Annotated in this window: 7 protein-coding genes and 1 pseudogene; all 8 read left to right on the top strand. The window is 41.6% G+C overall.

The annotated features are described in order from the left end of the window. The first annotated feature begins 59 nt into the window (after positions 1-59). Entirely contained in the window at positions 60-1,097 is a 1,038-nt protein-coding gene (locus R8N23_RS19195) for a substrate-binding domain-containing protein (protein ID WP_318173225.1), read from the top strand. Positions 1,098-1,555: 458 nt separating this feature from the next. Further along, positions 1,556-4,786 (top strand): SusC/RagA family TonB-linked outer membrane protein, encoded by a 3,231-nt coding sequence (locus R8N23_RS19190; protein ID WP_318173224.1) that lies wholly within the window; start codon positions 1,556-1,558, stop codon positions 4,784-4,786. A gap of 6 nt (positions 4,787-4,792) precedes the next feature. Next, the gene (locus R8N23_RS19185; protein ID WP_318173223.1) at positions 4,793-6,472 is read left to right on the top strand and encodes a SusD/RagB family nutrient-binding outer membrane lipoprotein; all 1,680 of its coding nucleotides are present in this window, start codon (positions 4,793-4,795) and stop codon (positions 6,470-6,472) included. 22 nt (positions 6,473-6,494) lie between these two features. Next, positions 6,495-8,246 (top strand): hypothetical protein, encoded by a 1,752-nt coding sequence (locus tag R8N23_RS19180; RefSeq protein ID WP_318173222.1) that lies wholly within the window; start codon positions 6,495-6,497, stop codon positions 8,244-8,246. A gap of 377 nt (positions 8,247-8,623) precedes the next feature. Further along, entirely contained in the window at positions 8,624-10,048 is a 1,425-nt protein-coding gene (locus tag R8N23_RS19175) for a hypothetical protein (protein WP_318173221.1), read from the top strand. 351 nt (positions 10,049-10,399) lie between these two features. After that, positions 10,400-13,456, top strand: a pseudogene (locus R8N23_RS20955) (putative Ig domain-containing protein); the annotation flags it as partial. Positions 13,457-13,822: 366 nt separating this feature from the next. Continuing rightward, complete coding sequence (locus R8N23_RS20950; protein WP_412071671.1) at positions 13,823-16,864, top strand: discoidin domain-containing protein; 3,042 nt, start codon at positions 13,823-13,825, stop codon at positions 16,862-16,864. Positions 16,865-17,370: 506 nt separating this feature from the next. Continuing rightward, a complete protein-coding gene (locus R8N23_RS19165) occupies positions 17,371-21,105 on the top strand; it encodes a T9SS type A sorting domain-containing protein (protein WP_318173219.1) in 3,735 nt (1,244 codons plus the stop codon). The last annotated feature ends 80 nt before the right edge of the window (positions 21,106-21,185 follow it).

Genomic DNA, 21,185 nt, shown 5'->3' with positions numbered 1-21,185 from the left:
CAAATGTACTATATTGCATGACAATCTAAAAAAATTCTTTGTGTTTATTTTGAAACCCAATGCCTAAAAGAATCACAATCAAGGAGATAGCGAGCAAAGCGGAAGTATCCATTGGCACTGTAGATCGAGTGCTGCACAATAGAGGCCGTGTGGCGCAGGCAACGAAGGAAAAAATATTGGAGATTGCCAAGAAGGGCAATTATTCATCCAACATCTACGCGCGCAATTTAAAATTGAATCGCACTTATAAAATTGCCGTCGTACTGCCAGATGACAACCCCTATTGGGACAAGCATCGAGCAGGAATTGATCGTGCGGTGACTGAATTTAGTGCGATGGGTTTTACTCAGCAAGAGTTTGCAGTTTCATCACAAAACGAGCAGGTGAGGGCAGCTGCCATCCGTGATGCCCTAGCTAGTGAGCCAGATGGCATCATACTGTCTCCAAACATGCTATCCAAAGATGGAGAAGCCGTGAGACTGCTCAAAGAAACAGACGTACCGTATGTATTTGTAGATGCGACGATGGATGGAATGGATTACTTGAGCTTTGTGGGTCAGGACACGCATCAGAGTGGAGTCATGGCAGGCAATATATTGAGCAATGCTTATGATTCGGATTTTTGCATTTGGGTGGTCACGCTGTCAGCTACTGATGTTCAGAACAAAGCGATCAACAAAAGAATAGAAGGGCTAGAATTCTACTTTGAAAAGCAAAAAAATATTCAGATCACAAAGGTGAACCTAGAGAGAGATGGGTTGACCATGGCAGATTTCAGGACTCGCTTGCTGAAAGAAGATAAACCCGTTCACTTGTTTTTACCCCATTCCAAATCCTACATAGTCCTTGACGAAATTCATCAGATTAGAAAGCAAGCCAGCATGAGAATTGTCGGTTATGATTTAGTGGAGCCTAATGTGAATGGTTTGAAAAATGGATGGATTGATTATCTCATCGACCAGCAACCGATCAAGCAAGGGTATCTAGCCATTCAGGCGCTATACAAACATCTAATACTAAAGACTGAAGTACCAAAAAATCAGTACCTCCCATTGGATATTATTACAAAGGAGAACCTGATGTATTGTGATTATTGATGCGGATAGATACAAAAAAAGGAAGCCTTTTGAGCTTCCTTTTGTAGTCCGTAGGGGACTATTTAGGTATCTCTAAATCAATTATATATAGTAATAAGGTAAAACATTTGGTAAATCAATGATGTAATTTTTTATTAAGTGAGCTTTTGATTTTAACAATAATTGATAGGTGCTAGATTGATCAATATATTGATTGTATGCAATAGCTAGTGTACATGAAATAATTAAATTTTGCTATTGTCAAATGCTCATTCTCCAAAAAAATATTAAATTCCGAGTTTCTATTGGGGATATAAAGGCTATGATCTAGCCAATCGCCAAGAGAATCCCTTCCAATCTATTTAAACTCCCATACCTAACTTTTTATAAGGCTGTCTTCTATAAGCAGGACAGCACAGCATAGTTGTTTTTTTGCGCGAATTTAATTTAGTGCAAATTCTAAGCAGAATGATCAAAGTATGAAGAAACAATACACAATCAATTTTTACCAAATAATAGCACTGATTGCCGTTATTTTATTGCATGCTACTCCAGGGTTGAGTCAGAGTAGGTCTGTAAAGGGGATAGTCACAGACGACCAGGGAGTCGAACTTCCAGGTGTTACGATTCTGTCAAATGACGGAGGTGTTGGTACCGTCACTGATATAGATGGAGCCTTTACATTGGATATAGAAAATGATACCAAATCTCTTAAATTTTCTTATGTAGGATTTTTGACACAAGAAGTTGAAGTAGGAAATCAGGAAGTACTATCAGTAAGATTGAAACCTGACGTCGAGGTGCTAGAAGACGTGGTTGTAACCGCGCTTGGTATTTCAAGAGAGAAGGAGTCGTTGGGCTATTCGGTCACTGAAGTAGATGGAAAAGAGCTAGCTCAAATAAAAACTATCAATCCCGTCAATGCACTCTCAGGCAAAGTAGCTGGTGTGGATATTAGTCAGCCAAATACCGGAGCTGGCGGATCTTCAAAAGTAGTCATTCGAGGCAATTCTAAAATCACGGGTACGAACCAACCCTTATATGTAATTGATGGTGTGCCGATGGACAATAGCAATTTTGGAGAAGCCGGAGAATATGGTGGTATTGATCAAGGGGATGGAATATCTTCTGTTAACCCGGATGATATAGAATCTATATCCGTATTAAAAGGACCTGCGGCAGCCGCCTTGTATGGTTCGAGGGCAGGCAACGGGGTAGTTATGATAACTACAAAAAAATGGAAGGAAAATGGTGGGAATAATTTTAGTATAGACTATTCGTCCTATTTCACCGCAGAACAGGTCATCGGACAATACGGTGATACTCAAAAAGTTTATGGTCAAGGTATTAATACACCACCTAGAGATCAAGGAGAAGCTACTGGCATGTATAGTTGGGGGCAAAAATTAAATCCTGATTTGAGCTTTGTGCAATTCGATGGACAATTGAGAGATTATGGTATAAAAGAGGATAATATAAAATCCTTTTTTCAAACAGGTACCACAATTAATAATACCATAGCTTTTTCAGGAGGTAATGAGTTTGCCAATTTCCGTTTTTCTGGATCGGACATGAGAATGGAGGACATAGTTCCTAATAGTGGTTTGGTGAGGAATACTTTCAGTTTGAGAGGAAATATGAAAATGTGGAAAAAATTCTCAGTTGATACCAAAATCACCTATACAAAAGAACATGTTGATAATAGACCTTATTTGGGCTTCTCTGGGGCTAATTCCGCATTACCCTTGATGCAGCTGCCACTAAACATCGACCAAAAATGGCTCAATGAAAGCAAGGTGGATGCTAACGGAGATTATCTATACTGGCATAATGATTCAAGGATTATTAATCCCTATTATGCCATGTACAATATGAAAAATGAGTCAGACAAAAATCGCGTAATGGGATATTTGTCATTGACTTATGATTTTACTGATTGGTTGAATTTAAGAGTAAAAGGTGGAGGAGATACCTATTCCTACAAGTACTATAACTATGCGCCGTATTCTACACCCTTACAAGAATCTGGTGAAATGTCAGAAATTAATTCACGGACAACAGAAACCAATGCAGAATTCTTACTTACAGCTACGAAAGAGTTTGGGAATTTTGATGGGTCCATAAGTTTAGGAGGAAATAGTAGACACTATGATGTTTCCACTGTGACTACAAATGGCCGCGGACAAGTGTCTAAAGGAATTATCTCTATCAACAACTATGGAGACTATTCTTTGAATAAAACCAATCCGAGAGGCGAGATTAATTCATTCTATGCCTTCGCGAATGTGGGATATAAAAACTTTGCTTTTTTGGATGTCACAGCAAGGCAAGATTGGGATTCAACACTTCCAGACAACAATAATAGTGTGCTTTATCCTTCGTTTACAGGGTCCTTTGTTTTTACAAGTGCTTTTGATATTCAGTCTAGTTTACTTTCCTACGGAAAAGTGAGGGCTTCTTACGCAGAGGTGGGTAACGGTACAGACCCTTATGGTTTAGATAGATCTTACTATCCTTATCCATATACCTTAGATGGTGCCACATTCTCCACCGAGTCTGGATCAATTATTCCTAACCCCGATTTGGTAGCGTCATTGACCAAAGGTTATGAATTTGGATTAGAGGCTAAGCTTTTCAATTACCGAGTCGGATTGGATGTGACTTATTACAACCAAACCACTTACAATGAAATTGTGAACTTACCGGTGTCTTTGGCCAGTGGAGGAAAGGCGTATAAGTTGATCAATGCTGGAGAAATCAATAATAACGGATGGGAGGTCATGTTGAATATTGAGCCAATTAAGACTAATGATTTCCTATGGGATATGACGCTCAACTGGGCAAGAAATAGGAACTCAATTGTAAAGTTGCATCCGGATGCAAGCACACAAGAAATTTCCAGAGCCTCATGGATTAATTCACTGATCCGAGCCGAAGAGGGTGGCGCATATGGAGATATTGTTGGCTTTGATTTCAAAAGATCCCCATCAGGAGAGCCAATAGTTGACGACAATGGATTGCCTGTTGTTGGTGATGAGCAGGTAGTGCTTGGCAATGGACAATATGATTGGACAGGCGGATTTACGAACAAACTAACCTATAGAGGGTTCGGTTTAAAAGCACATATTGATATGAAATATGGGGCGGATTTGTTGTCCATGACTAATATGAAACTGTATCAATATGGCCGACATATCAATACCATAGAAGGTAGAGAAGGATGGCATCAGTCCGAAGACGAAAGACTTGCGGCTAATGTTCCATTGGATGAATGGACACCGACAAATGGCTTTTTAGCAGACGGTGTTATACAAGAAGTAGCAGTGGATGATAACGGAGCGCCGGTGCTTGATGAAGAAGGTAATGAGACATATACCTACAGACCCAATGACAGATATTCTAACCCTGTAGATTATTATGGTAGGTTGGCTAATAGCAGTATATTATCTCCTTTTATATATGATGCTTCTTATGTGAAGTTGAGGGAGGTGTCGCTCTCTTATACTTTCCCGACGAAAATGATACAATCTACTGGTTTTATAACGTCTGCTACTATTTCTTTTGTTGCTCGAAATGTTTGGACTATTTGGTCCAATGTGCCCAACATTGATCCAGAATCAACTTACACAGTCAGCAATGGTCAAGGGTACGAATATGCTTCTTTGCCTCAAAGAAGGAGTTTAGGTTTCAACCTCAATATTAAATTTTAAAAAAATATGAAGACGAGTTATAACATTTTAGTCTTACTACTATTGGTTGGCAGCTTTTGGAGCTGTGATGATTTTGATGACTTAAATGAAAACCCAACCAGTTCTATCGTTGCAGATCCTGCATCGTTAGTTTCTACAGTTCAAATCAGACATTCAGGAGAACGTGAGGTGACTTGGAGATCTACTTTTGCCTACCATATGGCCATCATGCAGATGGTGACTGGAGGAGAAGCGGACAGGGGACAAATCTATATCAACACCCCTTTTTACTTTGAATACTTATGGGAAGCCTCCTATAAGAATCTCAATGATTTGGAAATTGTTATTAATCAAACATCTGGAGATGAAGCAATGGTTAATTATCTGGCTATGGCTAAAATTCTCAAAGTGATGATCTTTGCTCAGTTGACAGATTCTTACGGAGATGTCCCATATTTTGAAGCATCCAAAGGTTTTTCCGAGGGAATCATTAAACCAAAGTATGACACGCAGCAAGACATTTACAATGACTTTTTTGTTCAATTGGATACAGCGGTCAGTTTATTGAATGTTGAAAAACCAATTCAAGGAGATTTAATTTTTGAAGGAGATGTAAGCAAGTGGGCCAAATTTGCAAATTCACTTCGGTTGAGATATGCTTTGAGGCTAGTGAATGTAGATGAGGCAAAGGCACAACAAGAAGCCCTATTGGCCTTGAATGGAGGAGTAATGGAGGATTATACAGATGCGGCCTATGTAACTCACGCCGACTTTGACTATGCAAGTGTTGGGGCTCAGGAGATCAGAGGCAATGCGTTTTCTCAAGTGCAGCACTTCACTACACAGTACACACTGGCTTGCAAAACTTATGTAGACTATATGAAAGATACAGTCGATGGGAATGATGTAGTTAGAGACCCAAGACTTCGGTCTATGTTCGGTATTTATGGCGAGGCCAATTTTGAGTCTACTCCTGAAAAGTCAAAGTCAACGACTGAATCAAGTATAGAAGTAACAGATGAGTACTTAGCTTCGGAAGGCAAGTTGAGAGCCTTTCCTCCAGGATTCCAATGGTACAATAATACCGATGATTATGATTTGTCACATGGTACTTTAATTGTGCAAAGAGGAGGGCAGGACATTGTACTATCCAAAAGGTTCAAATGTCTTCAAATTAATAAAGAACTGACTGCTTTGGATATGCCAGCGATGTATATGTCTTATGCCGAAGTGGAACTTTTCAAGGCTGAAATGGCAGCAAGGGGCTGGGGAGGAACTGGTGTGATTGATGCGCAAACACATTTTTCAAAAGCAGTTTTGGCCAGTGCCGCGGAGCTTGTAAATGTGATGGGTGCAAGACCAATTTCTGGAGATATTCAAAATTACATTTCGACCGTTTGGCCAAGCGCAGGATTAGCTAACGAATTAGAAGTAATCAGCTTACAGCAATACATGGTCAATTTTTATAACCCTACCGAAGCCTATGCCAATTGGAGAAGAACAGGTTATCCAGAATTGAAGCCGGCAGATCATCCTTTGACTGATCCTTTGTTGAATGGGCTTATTCCTAGAAGAATGCCTTATCCATCGACGGAGATAAATTTTAATGCCGAGAATGTAGCAGCGCATTTGAGTGAAGGAATGAATGACTGGGGTGCACCAGTATGGTGGGATGGAAGTAGAGATAGAGGCGTGTTGTTGGATTGATTAAGATATAAACGTAAAATTTATGAAAATTAAAAATATATTATTCGCGTTTTTGGGAATCAGCCTATTTCTATTGGCTTGTTCAGAGGAGTTTGTAAACCCTCCATTGGATGATTCAGACCTAGTCATTTATAAATTAGGTTCAGGAGGCAATATTAAGAGTGAAGCCTGGTTAGGCTATGAAGCCTACATTGGAGATTCTGTAATCTTAGATTTGCAGGTAAGTCCGCTGGAAGGTACTGATGTTCGCTATGTATTATTGGATGAAAATGACAATGAAGAGATATTAAGCACGGACTTGCGATATATTTTTTACGCAGAGGAAGAAGGCACACAGCTCACCTATTTTATCGCCGAAAGAGGCTCTGTATCTGATACAGTTCCAATCAATTTTATTGCTTCACTTCCTGGTAGTTATACTAGTAAGTTTAATGCTTGGCAAACACTTGCTTTTGACGAAATGCAGACTGGAACTTTTACTTACGAATTCGATATGATTCCAAGTAAAGATAACATTGATGCCGTAGTTGGGCTTACCAATGCCGCTGCGGTGACAGATTATTCCGCATTATCAGCGATCGTAAGGTTCGATCGAAGTGGTATCATTGATTCTTACAACGATGGATTTTATGATCATGATGCAGAAGTTCAGTATACAGCCGGGAAGCAATATCATGTGAGAATGGAAATTGATGTGTTCCAAAAATTGTATAGTGTATTTGTAACGGACCCTAACCTAAATGAATTTAAGGTTGCTGAGGACTATGTGTTTAGAAACAAATCGGCTAACCTAACAGCCATGGCATTAGTAGCTGGTGATTGGCAATTGGATGACCCTGGTACACATAGGGTATTCAACACTCAACTGACCTCTCATACCCAAAACCTGAAACCTTCTTTCAAAGAAGTAGATGATATTTTGATGGTAGAAGGAGCTTTTCAAGAAATTTTAGTTGAAGCTACAGATCCACTAGGTGAGGATGTTACCCTTGAGGCCAAATTTCTACCTAGATATGCTAGGTTCGAAGATTTAGGAAATGGTCAAGGACTCTTGACATTAAATCCATACCAGGATTGTTCGGAATGTGATGTTGGTGATGTAGAAATTGAAATTGTGGCATCGAGCCTTTCTGCAAGTAATTCACAATATATCAATGTAAGTGTAATAAAAGCAGAAATATTGTTAGGCCATATTGGTGATGCAGAAGTTTGGTTTGGAGATTATGCCAATGATCCAGCCAATGTAAACCCCTGGAGAAATGATTCACAAATAATCATTGGAGGAGGCTCAAACTGGCAGGATCCTGATAATGACATCTATGATCTGACAGGCGTCTTTCCTTTTGAAATTCCAGACATGCAACCAGGAGAACGATTCACTTTTGCCGCACTCAACATGTTTGTAAAAGACATTTCGCCGTGGGCTGTTCAGGAGTACGACTTATATGGCTTGCCATATCGCACATCAGAATTCGTATTAGGTACGGATTATTATCAGGGAACTTATGATGGAGACCCTAACGCGACAGCCTTGCAGCAAAGGTTTGCAAATGAAAAAACAGCTAGTGATGCAACACTTTTCACAAGTTCAGAAGGCAGTCAGGCGGTGATGGATTATCTCAATGCGCAGCTAGATGCTGGCGCACAACCAGGTGACTTTGTATTCTTTCGAGTAAGCGTGAACGTAGACGACGCACCTACATTCGGTCGAGTGATTTTGTGGAGTGCTGACGTAGCTTCGAAAGCTCCGCGTTTACTTTATGATATTAATTAAATAGTCTACTGAAAATCATTTCAGACAAATTAGTGAAGTGTTTGAGCCATCTCGATTTCTATCGGGATGGCTTTTTTGTTTGAACGATCCTCCTGGTTTGAGATGATTTGATTGGATGATAGTTGCTTAAAATTGAAGTCCTAATGGATAACATCGATACCCTATACCATTCAATATTCATTTTCCTTTAATAGTCAATAGAGTTAAATATGTAGTCAGTTTGACCATTTAGATTAGCCCTTTAAATTTTGATATTTGAGCATAGAGTATTCTATATGCCATATCTGTTTTGAAGATAGAAGAATTGAATAATTAATTTTTAAGTTATGAAAATTGCGAGGACGGTTTTTATTTTTTTGGCATGTTTAACAAGTTTAATGGCCTGCGAAGATGGACCTGATAAATTGGACGTTGGAGATATTTCCGAGGAGTTATCGATAAGCTATGTCGGGAAACTGGATTCATGGCAAACGATAGAATTTGAAGAAATTCAAACAAGGGTCTTTACTTATGAATTTGATGTAATTCCGAATGATAACAACATTAATGCTGTCGTAGGGCTTTCTAGTTCTGTAGATGTTACTGATTATGAGTCATTGTCTATCATTTTAAAATTTGATGAATCTGGTATTATTGAAAGTTATAATGGTGATGTTGAAGATCACCATGCAGAAGTTAAGTACTATAGCGGACAGCAATATCATGTCCGAATGGAAGTAGATGTATTTGAAAAAATATATACTATCTCTGTAACAGATTCACACCTCAATACATTCATTGTAGCTAGAGATTATACGTTCAGGCAAAAGTCTGCTAATCTCAAGGCCATGACATTATATGCTGAAGGCACCAATCTGGAAAAATCTGTTACACATAGTGTATTCAATATTGTACTGACCTCGCATAGCCAAACTTCTGAATTGTCTTTTGTTCATCAAGGTGCAGTCACAATGGTGGAAGGGGCCTACCGACAAATCTCATTGAAAGCCTTAGATCCATTAGAGGGTAGTGTTTCAATAGAAGTAGGTGACTTACCCGAATACGCATCTTTTGAAGATCTGGGTGGTGGAGAGGGTCTGTTGACTTTTCAACCGCGACAGCAGTGTGATCATTGTGATATAGGCACAGAGATTATTAAGTTTTACGGACGGACTGATGGTTCTGCAAGTTCTTTAGACATAATGGTGGAAGTGACAGAGCCTAACATTCAATTGGCGGATGTTGCAGATACAGAAGTCATGTTTGGTGAGTTTGCGAAAGAGCCAGCCAGTCCAAACCCCTCCTTGATTGACACACAAATTATCATAGGTGGAGGAGTTAGTTGGCTAGACCCGGAAAATGATATATATGATTTGACAGGCGTATTTCCTTTTGAAATCCCAGACATGCAACCAGGTGAACGATTCACTTTTGCTGCGCTGAACATGTTTGTAAAAGACATTTCGCCGTGGGCTGTTCAAGATTATGATTTATACGGACTACCCTATCGAACTTCTGAATTTGTGCTTGGCAAGGATTACTATCAAGGTACCTACGACGGAGACCCTAATGCAACTGCTTTGCAGCAAAGGTTTGCTTATGAAAAAACGGAGAAGGACGCATCCATATTCACAAGTTCCGAAGGCGGTCAGGCAGTGATGGATTATCTCAATGCGCAGCTAGATGCTGGTGCACAACCAGGTGACTTTGTATTCTTCAGAGTGAGTGTGAGCGTAGACGACGCACCTACATTCGGTCGAGTGATTTTGTGGAGTGCAGACCAGGCTTCCAAAGCGCCAAGACTACTTTATGACATTAATTAATAATATAACATACTGAATTTCAGTTCAGGAATATTAGTGAAGTGTTTAAGCCATCTCGATTTCTATCGGGATGGCTTTTTTGTGATACAATGCATGGTATATTTTTTAAATAATATCAAAAAGTGTTGACTTTTAATAAGATAGTAAAAAACATTTTGTTTAAAAGTCTCATCAAAATGTCTATTCCAAGATTGCGTGGTATAGACAATATTTGTTAAAGTGGAAATTGGACTCGTATGTAAACGGCCAGTAGCATCAGTCACGTCAGTGAATAATCATTAAGCAACCCGACCCATTCACTTCACAATGCCCACTAACGAGAAAAATTAATATTTTACTAAAACGCATGATATGAGGAAATTACTACAGTTAATTTTGGGTATTTCGATGATTATTGGGGCCAATGCCAATAGCATCGCAAGTAGTGCCAAACATTCAAATTTAGTCCTTACTGGGACTTCACAAATTGCGGCAAGCGCCGATGATAATTCGGTGAACAATAACGGATCCATGCAGTGGGTAGGCTATGCCACGCATCGTCTAGGTACCAATAAATACACTTGTGCCATCATACCTTTTCAGTTGCCTGTATTGGCACCAGGAGAGCAGATTGCCACAGCCTCTTTTACCACCTATTTGGTTGGGAAATCAGGGAATCTTTCAGACGAAGTAGATGTATATGCTGTACCTTATCAAGCCTCATCAGCTGTTTCAGGGACTGATTATTTTGGAGGTACTTATGGAAGTGACGCAGGAGCCACTGCTATTCAACAGGCCTTTTTCACAACCAGTAGTTCTACAGGATCTACCACCACGGATGCGGCAGCCAATACTGCGCTTGCCACTTTCTTAAATGCGCAATATGCCAATGGAGCAGTTGGTGGAGAGTATATTTTTATCCGACTCAACATGAATGGCAATGCAGGTTCACAATACAACTACTGGGACATCGCTTCGCAAAATGCTACAACCAGTTCACAGAGACCATATCTCACCATAGATATACAGTCATCTAGTAATACGGGACCAGTAATGGCAGCTATTGCCAATCAGTCCACACAAGAAGGTGCCAGCAGCACAGTGAACGTGTCAGCCACTGATGCAGATGGCGATGCGCTGACTTTATCTGCTACGAATTTACCAGCTTTTGCCTCTTTTACGGATAATGGCAACGGCACGGGTCAAGTATCTTTTCAACCAGCAGTAGGGGATGCAGGCACGTATGCCAACATTACTATTACCGCCAACGACGGTACGGCTACCGACAGCCAGAGCTTCACTTTGACCGTTTCGTCTGCACCTTCTAATTCCGCTCCCGTATTAGCGGCTATAGGTAATCAGAACGTGAATGAAGGCAGTAGCCTAACGGTGAACCTTTCGGCTACTGATGCGGATGGCGATGCAATTACATTGTCAGCATCTAATCTGCCTGCCTTTGCTTCCTTGACGGACAATGGCAACGGCACTGGTACCATCTCAGTAAACCCCGGAACCGGTACCGCTGGATCGTATACTGGTATCGTGGTGAGTGCGTCTGATGGATCAGCCACTTCGCAAGAAACGATAACTATTACCGTAAGTACAGCACCTACAGGTACAGTATATTATCTCGATCCCGTAAACGGAGACATGGCCAACGATGGTAGTCAAGCCAATCCATGGGCTTCACTTGCAGCGGTGGCGTATATCGCACCGACCATAGCGGACGGAGCCACCTTGTATTTGATGGATGGAGACCATGGCACTCCTTATGTGCAGAATTATACATTTGCCAACGGTATCACGATCACTCCGCTGACTGGTCACAATCCTACCGTGACAAGTATTAGTCTAAACAATTGCACCAATTGGACTTTTGACGGAGTGATGTTCGATGGTACTAATTCTACATTGACTAAGGACGGGTTTCTGGTAACTGGAGATGTTAATTCACATCATATTACCTTTCAGAATTGTACCATACAGTCTGCCGTGAGTTCTTCAACTTGGACGAAGACAGATTGGTACAACAACGTAAAAGGTGGTATCGATATGAGAGCTGATTATATTACAGTATCGAATACGACCATCAAAAATATTTACCATGCCTTATCACTGCGAGGAGATCATAGCGTAGCTAATGGCAACTTGATCGACAACTTCGCAGGTGATGCGATTAGAGGCTTGGGTAGTTTTTCTACTTATGAATACAATACCGTAAGAGATTGTTATATCGACGACTATGCCATCCAGCATGATGATGGCTTTCAAGCTTATAATCTGGACTCGGACCCTAAGATTGAGGGAGTGACCCTGCGCTACAACAAAATTCTATTGTTTGAAGATCCGATCACTCAATTTGTGATTGACAACAATTTGATTGGCACACTCATGCAAGGGCTAATCATTACTGACGGATATGCAGACTCATGGGTGGTGGAAAATAACCTCATCGTGAGTCAGCAGGCGCACGGTATATCGCTGTATGGTGCACGAAATAGTAAAGTTCAAAACAATACGGTGGTTCAGCATCCATATTTCACAGACACCACTGTGCCAAGAATATACCTGGATGATCAGGGAAAAACTGGCCAGACCAATTTCAATAATGTAATTAGAAATAATATCGCGGGTCAGTTTACGACCTGGACTTTTGATGCGACTTCTACGGTGCAAAATAATGTGGACATCACGACCAATACGTCTAATTACAGCACTTACTTTGCAGATTACGCCAATCTTGATTTTCATTTGAAAGCAGGGAGCGGTGCTATCGATGCAGGAGTAAATACAGATGTGACCGCAACAGATTTAGATGGTAATGCTCGAATCGCGGACGGAACAGTAGATGCAGGTGCCTATGAATTCAATGCTGGAACAGGTGGCAATGCCCGCCCAGTATTGGCGGCAATAGGCAATGCCCAACTCGATGAATTAGCAAGTATTACCAAGAACATCAGTGCTACTGATGCAGATGGTGATGCAATCAGTTTTACTGCTTCTAATTTGCCATCATTTGCAACACTTACGGATAATGGAGATGGTACTGGAACAATTCAAATCAATCCGCAATCTGGAGATGAAGGCAGCCATAATGTAACGATTTCGGCCAGCGATGGTACTGACGCAGATACTGAGGATATTACCATCACGGTAAATCCTGAAGGAGGCGCGAATGCAGCCCCAGTACTGGCTACCATTGCCAACCAAAATGTAGAGGAGGGAAGTTCAGTGACGGTCAATATCTCGGCAACCGATGCCAATGCAGATGCGCTGACTTTTTCAGCAACAAATTTACCTACCTTTGCTAGTCTAACAGATAACGGTGATGGCACCGGGTCCATTAGTATGAACCCACAATCAGGTGATGCAAGTACCACAAATGTGACAATCTCAGTCTCAGATGGTACAGATACAGATGATCAGGTGGTGGTTGTCAACATTTATGCGCCTGGTACTGTGATAGGTAATACTTACTATGTAGACCCTGTCGGTGGTAACAATAGTAATGATGGCAGCCAGTCCAATCCATGGGCTTCTATTCAACCGACTTCTATTCAAAATGGAGATTTAGTTTATCTACTGGATGGAAACTATGGAGCGGTTTACATTGGCAATATGGCCAGAACTGAGGATGTTACATTTAGAGCACTGTCAGGTCATGCCCCGGTATTTTCTAAACTCACCATAGACAATAGCCAGCATTTGGTATTCGATGGTATTACCATAGATGCGTCTACAGCTAGTTTGGGCAAAGAGGAATTTATGTTGACCGGGAATGCTAATACCTCGCATATCACGATTAAGAATTCGACACTTAAATCGGCGGATGATATTTCTACTTGGACGAAAAATGACTGGTATGCCAACGTGGCTAGTGGTGCGGACTTCAGAGGCGGAAACATCACTTTCGAAAATACGCTGATGACCAACGTTTATCACGCGCTTTCTTTACGAGGAGATTACTCTTATGTGACCAATTGTACGATTGACAACTTCGCCGGAGATGCGATCCGAGGATTGGGTAGTTTTTCTACTTATGAGTACAATACTGTAAGAGATTGTTACATCGATGATTATGCCATACAGCATGACGATGGATTTCAGGCTTACAAACTCGATGGAGATTTGAAAATCGAAAGTGTGACCTTGAGATACAACAAGTTCTTGCTTTTCGAAGACCCTATCACTCAATTTGTGATTGACAATGAGTTGATCGGTACGCTTATGCAAGGTATTATTATCACTGATGGATTTGGTGATGGCTGGGTAGTAGAAAACAACCTGGTGATGAACGACCAAACGCATGGTATCACCCTCTATGGAGCCAGAAATTGTAAAATTCAGAATAACACAGTAGTACAGCATCCACACTTTACGGATACTGATCTAGTGCCGTGGATTTCTTGTCAGGCGCAGAACAAAACCGGGCAGGATAACTTTAGCAATGTGATACGCAACAACATCGCTGCAAAATTTACGACGTGGACTTTTGATGCTACGTCTACCGTAGAAGGCAACATCAATATAGATGAGTCCAATTACAATAATTACCTGCCGTATTTCGAAGATTATGTCAATCATGATTTTCACTTGAAAGCAGGAAGCCTGGGGATTGATGCGGGTGTCAATACAGATCTTTCGACTTTGGATCTAGATGGAAACGCACGATTGTTTGGTCCTACGGTTGATGCTGGATGTTTTGAGTATTCTGCTTCGTCAGATAGTGTGGACCCTGAATTGGCAGCTACTAATGATACTTTCTTAGATGATGTGTTCACCTTTAGTTATACAGAAAGTGTAACACCTGCTACGGCAGAGAATACGGCCAACTACAGTATCAATAATGGAGTGACGGTACAGTCGGCAACGTTGGAAAGTGACAATCGTACGGTAACCATGGAAGTGTCTACATTGGGTGGAAACCAGATCAATACCTTAACGGTAAGCAACGTGCAGGACTACGCTGGCAACACCATATCGACTGGAAATACTGGAACATTCAGATTCACTTGCGATACACTTTGGGCTAGTACCTTTCAGGATGATCAGTGGGGCTACAATCCTCCGGCAGGAGCGATGGATGGTGACTTAAACACCAAATGGTCCGCTGATGGAACCGAATGGTTGCAGAAAAACTTCTGTAGCACGATGACGGTTACTTCAGTCGATATTGCCTTTGGATTGGGTGATGAGCGTACGTATGATTTTAGTATCGAGCTTTCTAATGACGGCGTCAATTATACAGAAGTATACAACGGTACCAGTAGTGGTACAACTTTGAGTTTGGAAAACTTCGATTTTACCGATACGCAAGCACGCTATGTGAAAATCATCGGCGGTGGCAATTCTGCTTCTTCGTGGAACAATTATCAGGAAGTTCAAATCAATACGTCAGGCACACCACCTACCAACAATGCACCTGTTGTGGATGGTATAGCTGCACAAAGTGTAGAAGAAGGCAACAGTCTGAATGTATCCGTAGCAGCCTCTGATGCAGATGGAGATAATCTGACCTTGTCAGCCACCAACTTGCCAACGTTTGCTACTTTCACCGACAATGGCGATGGTACGGGAACGGTGGCTGTTGTATCTGCGGCAGGAGACGCTGGAGTCTATAGTAATATCACTATTACGGCCAACGACGGCCAGGTTAACGGCTCTGCATCGTTCGACCTGACAGTGACGGCTCCTCAGGCTGGAAATACAGCTCCTGTACTTGCGGCCATCGGCCATCAATCTGTCGACGAAGATGCAACATTGAATGTGTCGATCACTGCCACAGATACGGATAATGATAACCTGACGATCACGGCTACAGGCTTGCCCACTTTTGCAAGCTTGACGTCTAATGGCAATGGGTCGTCTACGTTGGCCATCAGCCCTGCTTCAGGAGACGATGGTGTCTACTCCAATATTGTCATTAGTGTGACAGATGGAACGGATACTGACAGCGAAACGATCACAATCACAGTGAATGAAGTGGTGCAAGGTCAGTCTTTCACCATTTATGCACATGCCGATGACCAAGAAGTTCGTACCAACGGCACTACGCAGTGGGTAGGACAAACTACCGCTCGTGTGGGTGGCGCAAGTTCGGCCTATGATGCCGGATTGATCATGCCTTTCCAGCTACCTGCGTTGCCTGCTGGGCACGAAGTGGCTCAGGCGTCGTTTTCTATGAATCTGGTGGCGAAGGTCAATTCACCAGTTGGAAATATGAATTTGTCTGGCGTGACTTATAGAAGCACCAGTGGAGTGCAAGTGGCAGATTACACGGCATCGAGCACTCTGATCGAGACCGGATACATCACCAGCAGTACAGCTGCGGGGGTTGTATCTATCACTGATGATCAGCAGTTGGCAGACTTTATCAATGCACAATATGATGCCGGAGCAGTAGCGGGAGATTATGTCTTTTTCAAAATTGAATCTGATATAGACGAGTCCAATTACTCTTATTGGAATATGAGCACGGCAGATGATGGAAACAACAGTAATAAGCCTACCTTGACGCTGGTGTCAGGAAGTGATAGTGGGGCTAGGATTTCAAAAGAAGTGTTAGTAGCTGAGGTAGATGTAGTGAAACTTTCACTCTATCCTAATCCATTACAGTCTGGCGATCTTCATCTAACACTACCCACTGGATTTAATTCATCGAATGGTGTGATTAGAATTTTTAACAATGCAGGTCAAGTAGTCAGGATGATAAATATGGAATATGAGAGTTCAACTTCATATCAAATTTCCAATCTCGACGAGATGAAATCAGGAATATACCTACTTCATCTTTCAGACGAACAGTCGGTTTATAAGTCAAGATTCCTCATTAAATAAATATAAAGGAAGAGAAGCCCTTGATGTATTCAAAAGGGTTTCTCTTTTATTTCCAAATAGCAGGATAAGACAGGACAATAAGAGTTGTATATGCAGGTAAATTGTCATCACTTAAAATACAATTCTACAACAACAAATTGTTCAATCGTTTCGGGGGAAATTATTGAACGTGATGATCAAGAGCAGTCTGCTGGGGGAAAATGGCAGTCTGCTACTTGGTTTTCTACCGACCTATCTAACCTAAAGAAAATACTCAACTTATTAGTTTTTGAATTATACCTGGCTGATAACTGACATGCCCAATATATTTAGTAGGGTACAGGGTAGGACAGGACAGAAGCACTTTTGAGTATCCATAGATTAGTATTTGAATAGAAATATTCACAACAACAAACAAATCTTATTGTTTGAAAAAATAATAAGGACTAAATAAGAAAGTGGATTCGGTAAGGCCGGATCCACTTCTTAGCTACAAAAACAAAGTATTAAAATTAACTATTAGTCGAATGAAAAAAATTATACAATTAAAGAGGGTAGTGCCCTTGATTTGGATAGCCTTACTTGGGTTCTCCTACCATGCCACTGCTCAAATTGCAGACGTAACCAGTCAATTAAACACTTGGCAAACTTTTGATTTTGTAGAAGGTGTGCAGACCGGTGAATTTACGTTTGAGTTTGACATGACTGCTGAAAAGGTCAACATTGATGCTGTGACAGGTCTGACTAATGTAGCTGCGGTTTCTACCTATTCAGACATGTCAGTAATTGTTAGATTCAATAGCTCTGGTATGATAGATGCTTATGATGGCTCTGGATATGCTAGTGAAAATGATCTAACTTATTCGGCAGGGACTACCTACGCTGTGCGAGTTGAAGTCGATGCTTCAACAATGTCTTATGATGTATATGTTACACCAGATGGAGGAAGTGAAATCACCATTGCAGATGGATATACCTTTAGAAATAAGGTGATTAATCTAACGGGTATGGCTGTAGTAAACGGTGACTTTAACGTGGCAGACCCTGGAAATCATGATACAGAAAATATTGTTTTAACTCACATTTCTGAAAATACAGATCCAGTGTTTGTCCAACTAGATGAACAGAACGTTAATGAGGGATCGGACCTTGAAGTCACAGTGGAAGCAGTTGACCCACTTGATGCAGCTATCACTTTGACACAAAGTGGACTGCCGGGTTTCGGGACATTTATGGACAATGGGGATAATACTGCTACGATTAGTGTATCTCCTGAGGTGGGAGACTTGGGTCAATATACAATTACAGTAACAGCGACGAGTACAACAGGCACCAACACCCAAGATGTGGTGATCAATGTGAACGAATATTCAGAGATTTTTACAATAGAATCTGAGCCTGAGGATATTGACCTCTATTATCACGTAGATACAAGAAATCCTGCAGTACTCAACTGGGGCGGAACAGAGATGCTTGTTGGTGGAGGAGTAAACTGGCAAGATGCAGCTGACGAATATGACATGGCAGCGGTTATGCCTTTTCAAATTCCAGAAATCCCACAAGGCAGTAATTCTTTTAAGTCGGCTACTTTTTCTGCTAATGTCAATTATGTGGTTACGTGGGCTTATGTAGACTACGATTTATATGGGCTGGATTATAGAGATGAACCAACAGTTCTAGGTACAGATTATTATCAAGGGGTTTATGATGGTGATGAAAACGCTACTGCGATACAACAAAAGTGGGCAGCAACTTCTGGTCCCACGAGTCAGACGGTGGAGCCAGGTGTAGTTGCAACTACAATTGAGGGTGGCGAGTCTCTAACAGACTATCTGAATGCTCAGTTGCAGGCAGGTGCAGAGCCAGGTGATTACGTTTTCTTGAGAGTTAATGTAAACGTAGCAAATGCAACTACTTATGCAAGAATAGATATCGATAGTCATGAGTCTGACAACCCTCCAGTCTTGGATGTTACCTTTTATCAGCCTTTGATACTTGATCCGATCGGTGATCATGTGGTGACTAGAGATGAGGAGACTACTATAGATCTGAATGCCACTTTTGCAGAGGCAGACCCAATGGTTTTCTCTGTTGAAGGAGAGCCTGCATTTGTAGCCTTGACTGATAACAACGACGGTACAGCCGTTTTGACGCTTACTCCAGATGTAGATGATCTCGGTAACCATAGAGACATCGTAGTAACAGTGACTGCTGGTGAATACACCTATGAAGAAACGATAACTCTCACAGTAACAGAGGCGCCAAATGCCATCTATGTAGATGCTGCTGATAGCTATACAGTTTTTGGAGAGGCATATGACCCAGCAGAGGCTTTTGTTTGGTCGGGGGCGCCAGAGATACTAACGGGCGGTAGTTATGTTGATGCAGATGCAGTGGATCATGCAGCCGTGATGCCTTTTGAAATTCCAGCTATACCTGATGGAATGGTGATTGCCACTGCTACGCTTGAGTTGACAACCAATCAGGTTCCTGCATGGATGCCACATAGCAACGATCTTACGGCATTGCCGTACAGAGATGCTGCTACGGTACTTGGTACTGACCACTATTCTGGTCCATATGGAGGAGACCCATCTGCATACCCTATTCAAGAAGACTTTATCACACCTACAACGGCTGTTGGATTGACAAATACAAGTGAAAAGGGAAATGAGGCAATTGTTCAATATTTGAACGAACAATTGGCCGCCGGAGCTGAAGCTGGTGATTTTGTATTCTTTAGGTTGAATGCCGATCAGGAAACTAAACTGACTGATTGGGCAAGAGTAGATATTAACAGTCACGAATCTAGTAGCAATACTGGTGGCGCATATCTTACGGTTACTCTCATGCCAAACAATGCACCAGTTATTGATGCAATTGTAGATCAAACCATGCTCGAGCGAAGAAGCCTTGAGGTAGATGTCACTGGAAGCGATGCTGATGGAGATCCTTTGTTATTTAACCTGGCAGCAGGTACTCCTTCGTTTATAGCAATCACAGACAACGGTGATGGTACGGCAAAAGTAACGATCAGTCCTACAGTAGATGATACTGGTGAAATTACTGTAGAAGTAGAAGCTACGGATGGATTAGAAAAATCAACTCAGTCATTTACATTAACTGTAAATGCAAGCAACTTGCCAGTATTAGCTGCAATTGCCGATCAGTCAGTTCGCGAAGGGCTTTCAGAAACTGTGGCACTTAGTGCAACAGATGCTGATGTAGATGACGTATTGACGCTTACCCTTTCTGGCGCACCTGATTTCGTTGTTTTGACCGACAATGGAGACGGTACGGGATCTTTGGCTATCGACCCAATGGTGGGTGATGAAGGTACATATGCCGACATCTCAGTATCTGTATCTGATGGTTTTGATGATGTAGAGCAGTCGTTTACGCTTACAGTTAGTGCAAATGCTGCACCTGTATTGGCCGGCATTGGAAATCAGACGATGACCAGCGAAAGAACACATTCAATTGCTATATCTGCTACAGATGCTGATAGTGATGACCTCGCATTCAGTATTGCTAGTGAGCATGCATTTGTGACGCTGGTAGACAATGGCGATGGAACAGGTTCAATCGAAGTAGATGGAGCTGATGTTTCTCCGGATGACTATGAAAATATTGTGGTAAGTGTTACGGATTCAAATGAGTCAGTATCTGAAACTATCAAAATAACGATGGTTCAAAATTCTCTACCTTCTCTGACAGCCATTGGCGATCAGACAGCAGTGATAGATGAGACTACAGAAGTGGCCTTGGCGGCTTCAGACGATGATGCGTCCGATCAGTTGGTGTTTTCAATTTCAGACAATGCTCCATCGTTCGTCAAATTGACTGATAATGGAGATGGCACTGGTAAATTGACAATGACTCCAGCGGCGGCTGATTTAGGGGAGCACAAGGATATCGTTGTGAAAGTAAGTGACGGTTTGGGTCAAGCCATAGAAACGATCATGGTGACTGTAGAGGAAGCGACTGTAACTTCCGTATCTCACTTACAAAATGAAATGGCTGTATTCCCTAACCCAACGGTGAACGGAATAGTGAATGTTCAAATTCCTGCTGAGCTAAATGGAGGCAAATTGAGCTTGTTCGGAATTACAGGAAAGTTGATGCAGCAGGTACAGTTGAGCGACACAGCATCAAAACAGCCTTATCAGTTGACCATCAACCGCTCTGTTCCAAAGGGACAATATGTGATGATATTATCTAACGCTTCATTAACAGTAACTAAGCGATTGGTTATTCAATAATAGCGAAGCGTCTATAATCTATTAATTGATTGAAATACCGAAAGACCCAGGTATGTGCAGAAATGTACGGCCTGGGTCTT

Source organism: Reichenbachiella sp., from assembly GCF_033344935.1.
Taxonomy (GTDB): Bacteria; Bacteroidota; Bacteroidia; order Cytophagales; family Cyclobacteriaceae; genus Reichenbachiella.
Note: the sequence above shows the minus strand (reverse complement) of the source record. Positions and strands in the feature narration are given on the sequence as shown.

Bases quoted from the DNA above. Each gene is read 5' to 3' on its own strand.
- R8N23_RS19195 (WP_318173225.1), top strand. From the start codon at position 60: ATGCCTAAAAGAATCACAATCAAGGAGATAGCGAGCAAAGCGGAAGTA.
- R8N23_RS19190 (WP_318173224.1), top strand. From the start codon at position 1,556: ATGAAGAAACAATACACAATCAATTTTTACCAAATAATAGCACTGATT.
- R8N23_RS19185 (WP_318173223.1), top strand. From the start codon at position 4,793: ATGAAGACGAGTTATAACATTTTAGTCTTACTACTATTGGTTGGCAGC.
- R8N23_RS19180 (WP_318173222.1), top strand. From the start codon at position 6,495: ATGAAAATTAAAAATATATTATTCGCGTTTTTGGGAATCAGCCTATTT.
- R8N23_RS19175 (WP_318173221.1), top strand. From the start codon at position 8,624: ATGGCCTGCGAAGATGGACCTGATAAATTGGACGTTGGAGATATTTCC.
- R8N23_RS19165 (WP_318173219.1), top strand. From the start codon at position 17,371: ATGAAAAAAATTATACAATTAAAGAGGGTAGTGCCCTTGATTTGGATA.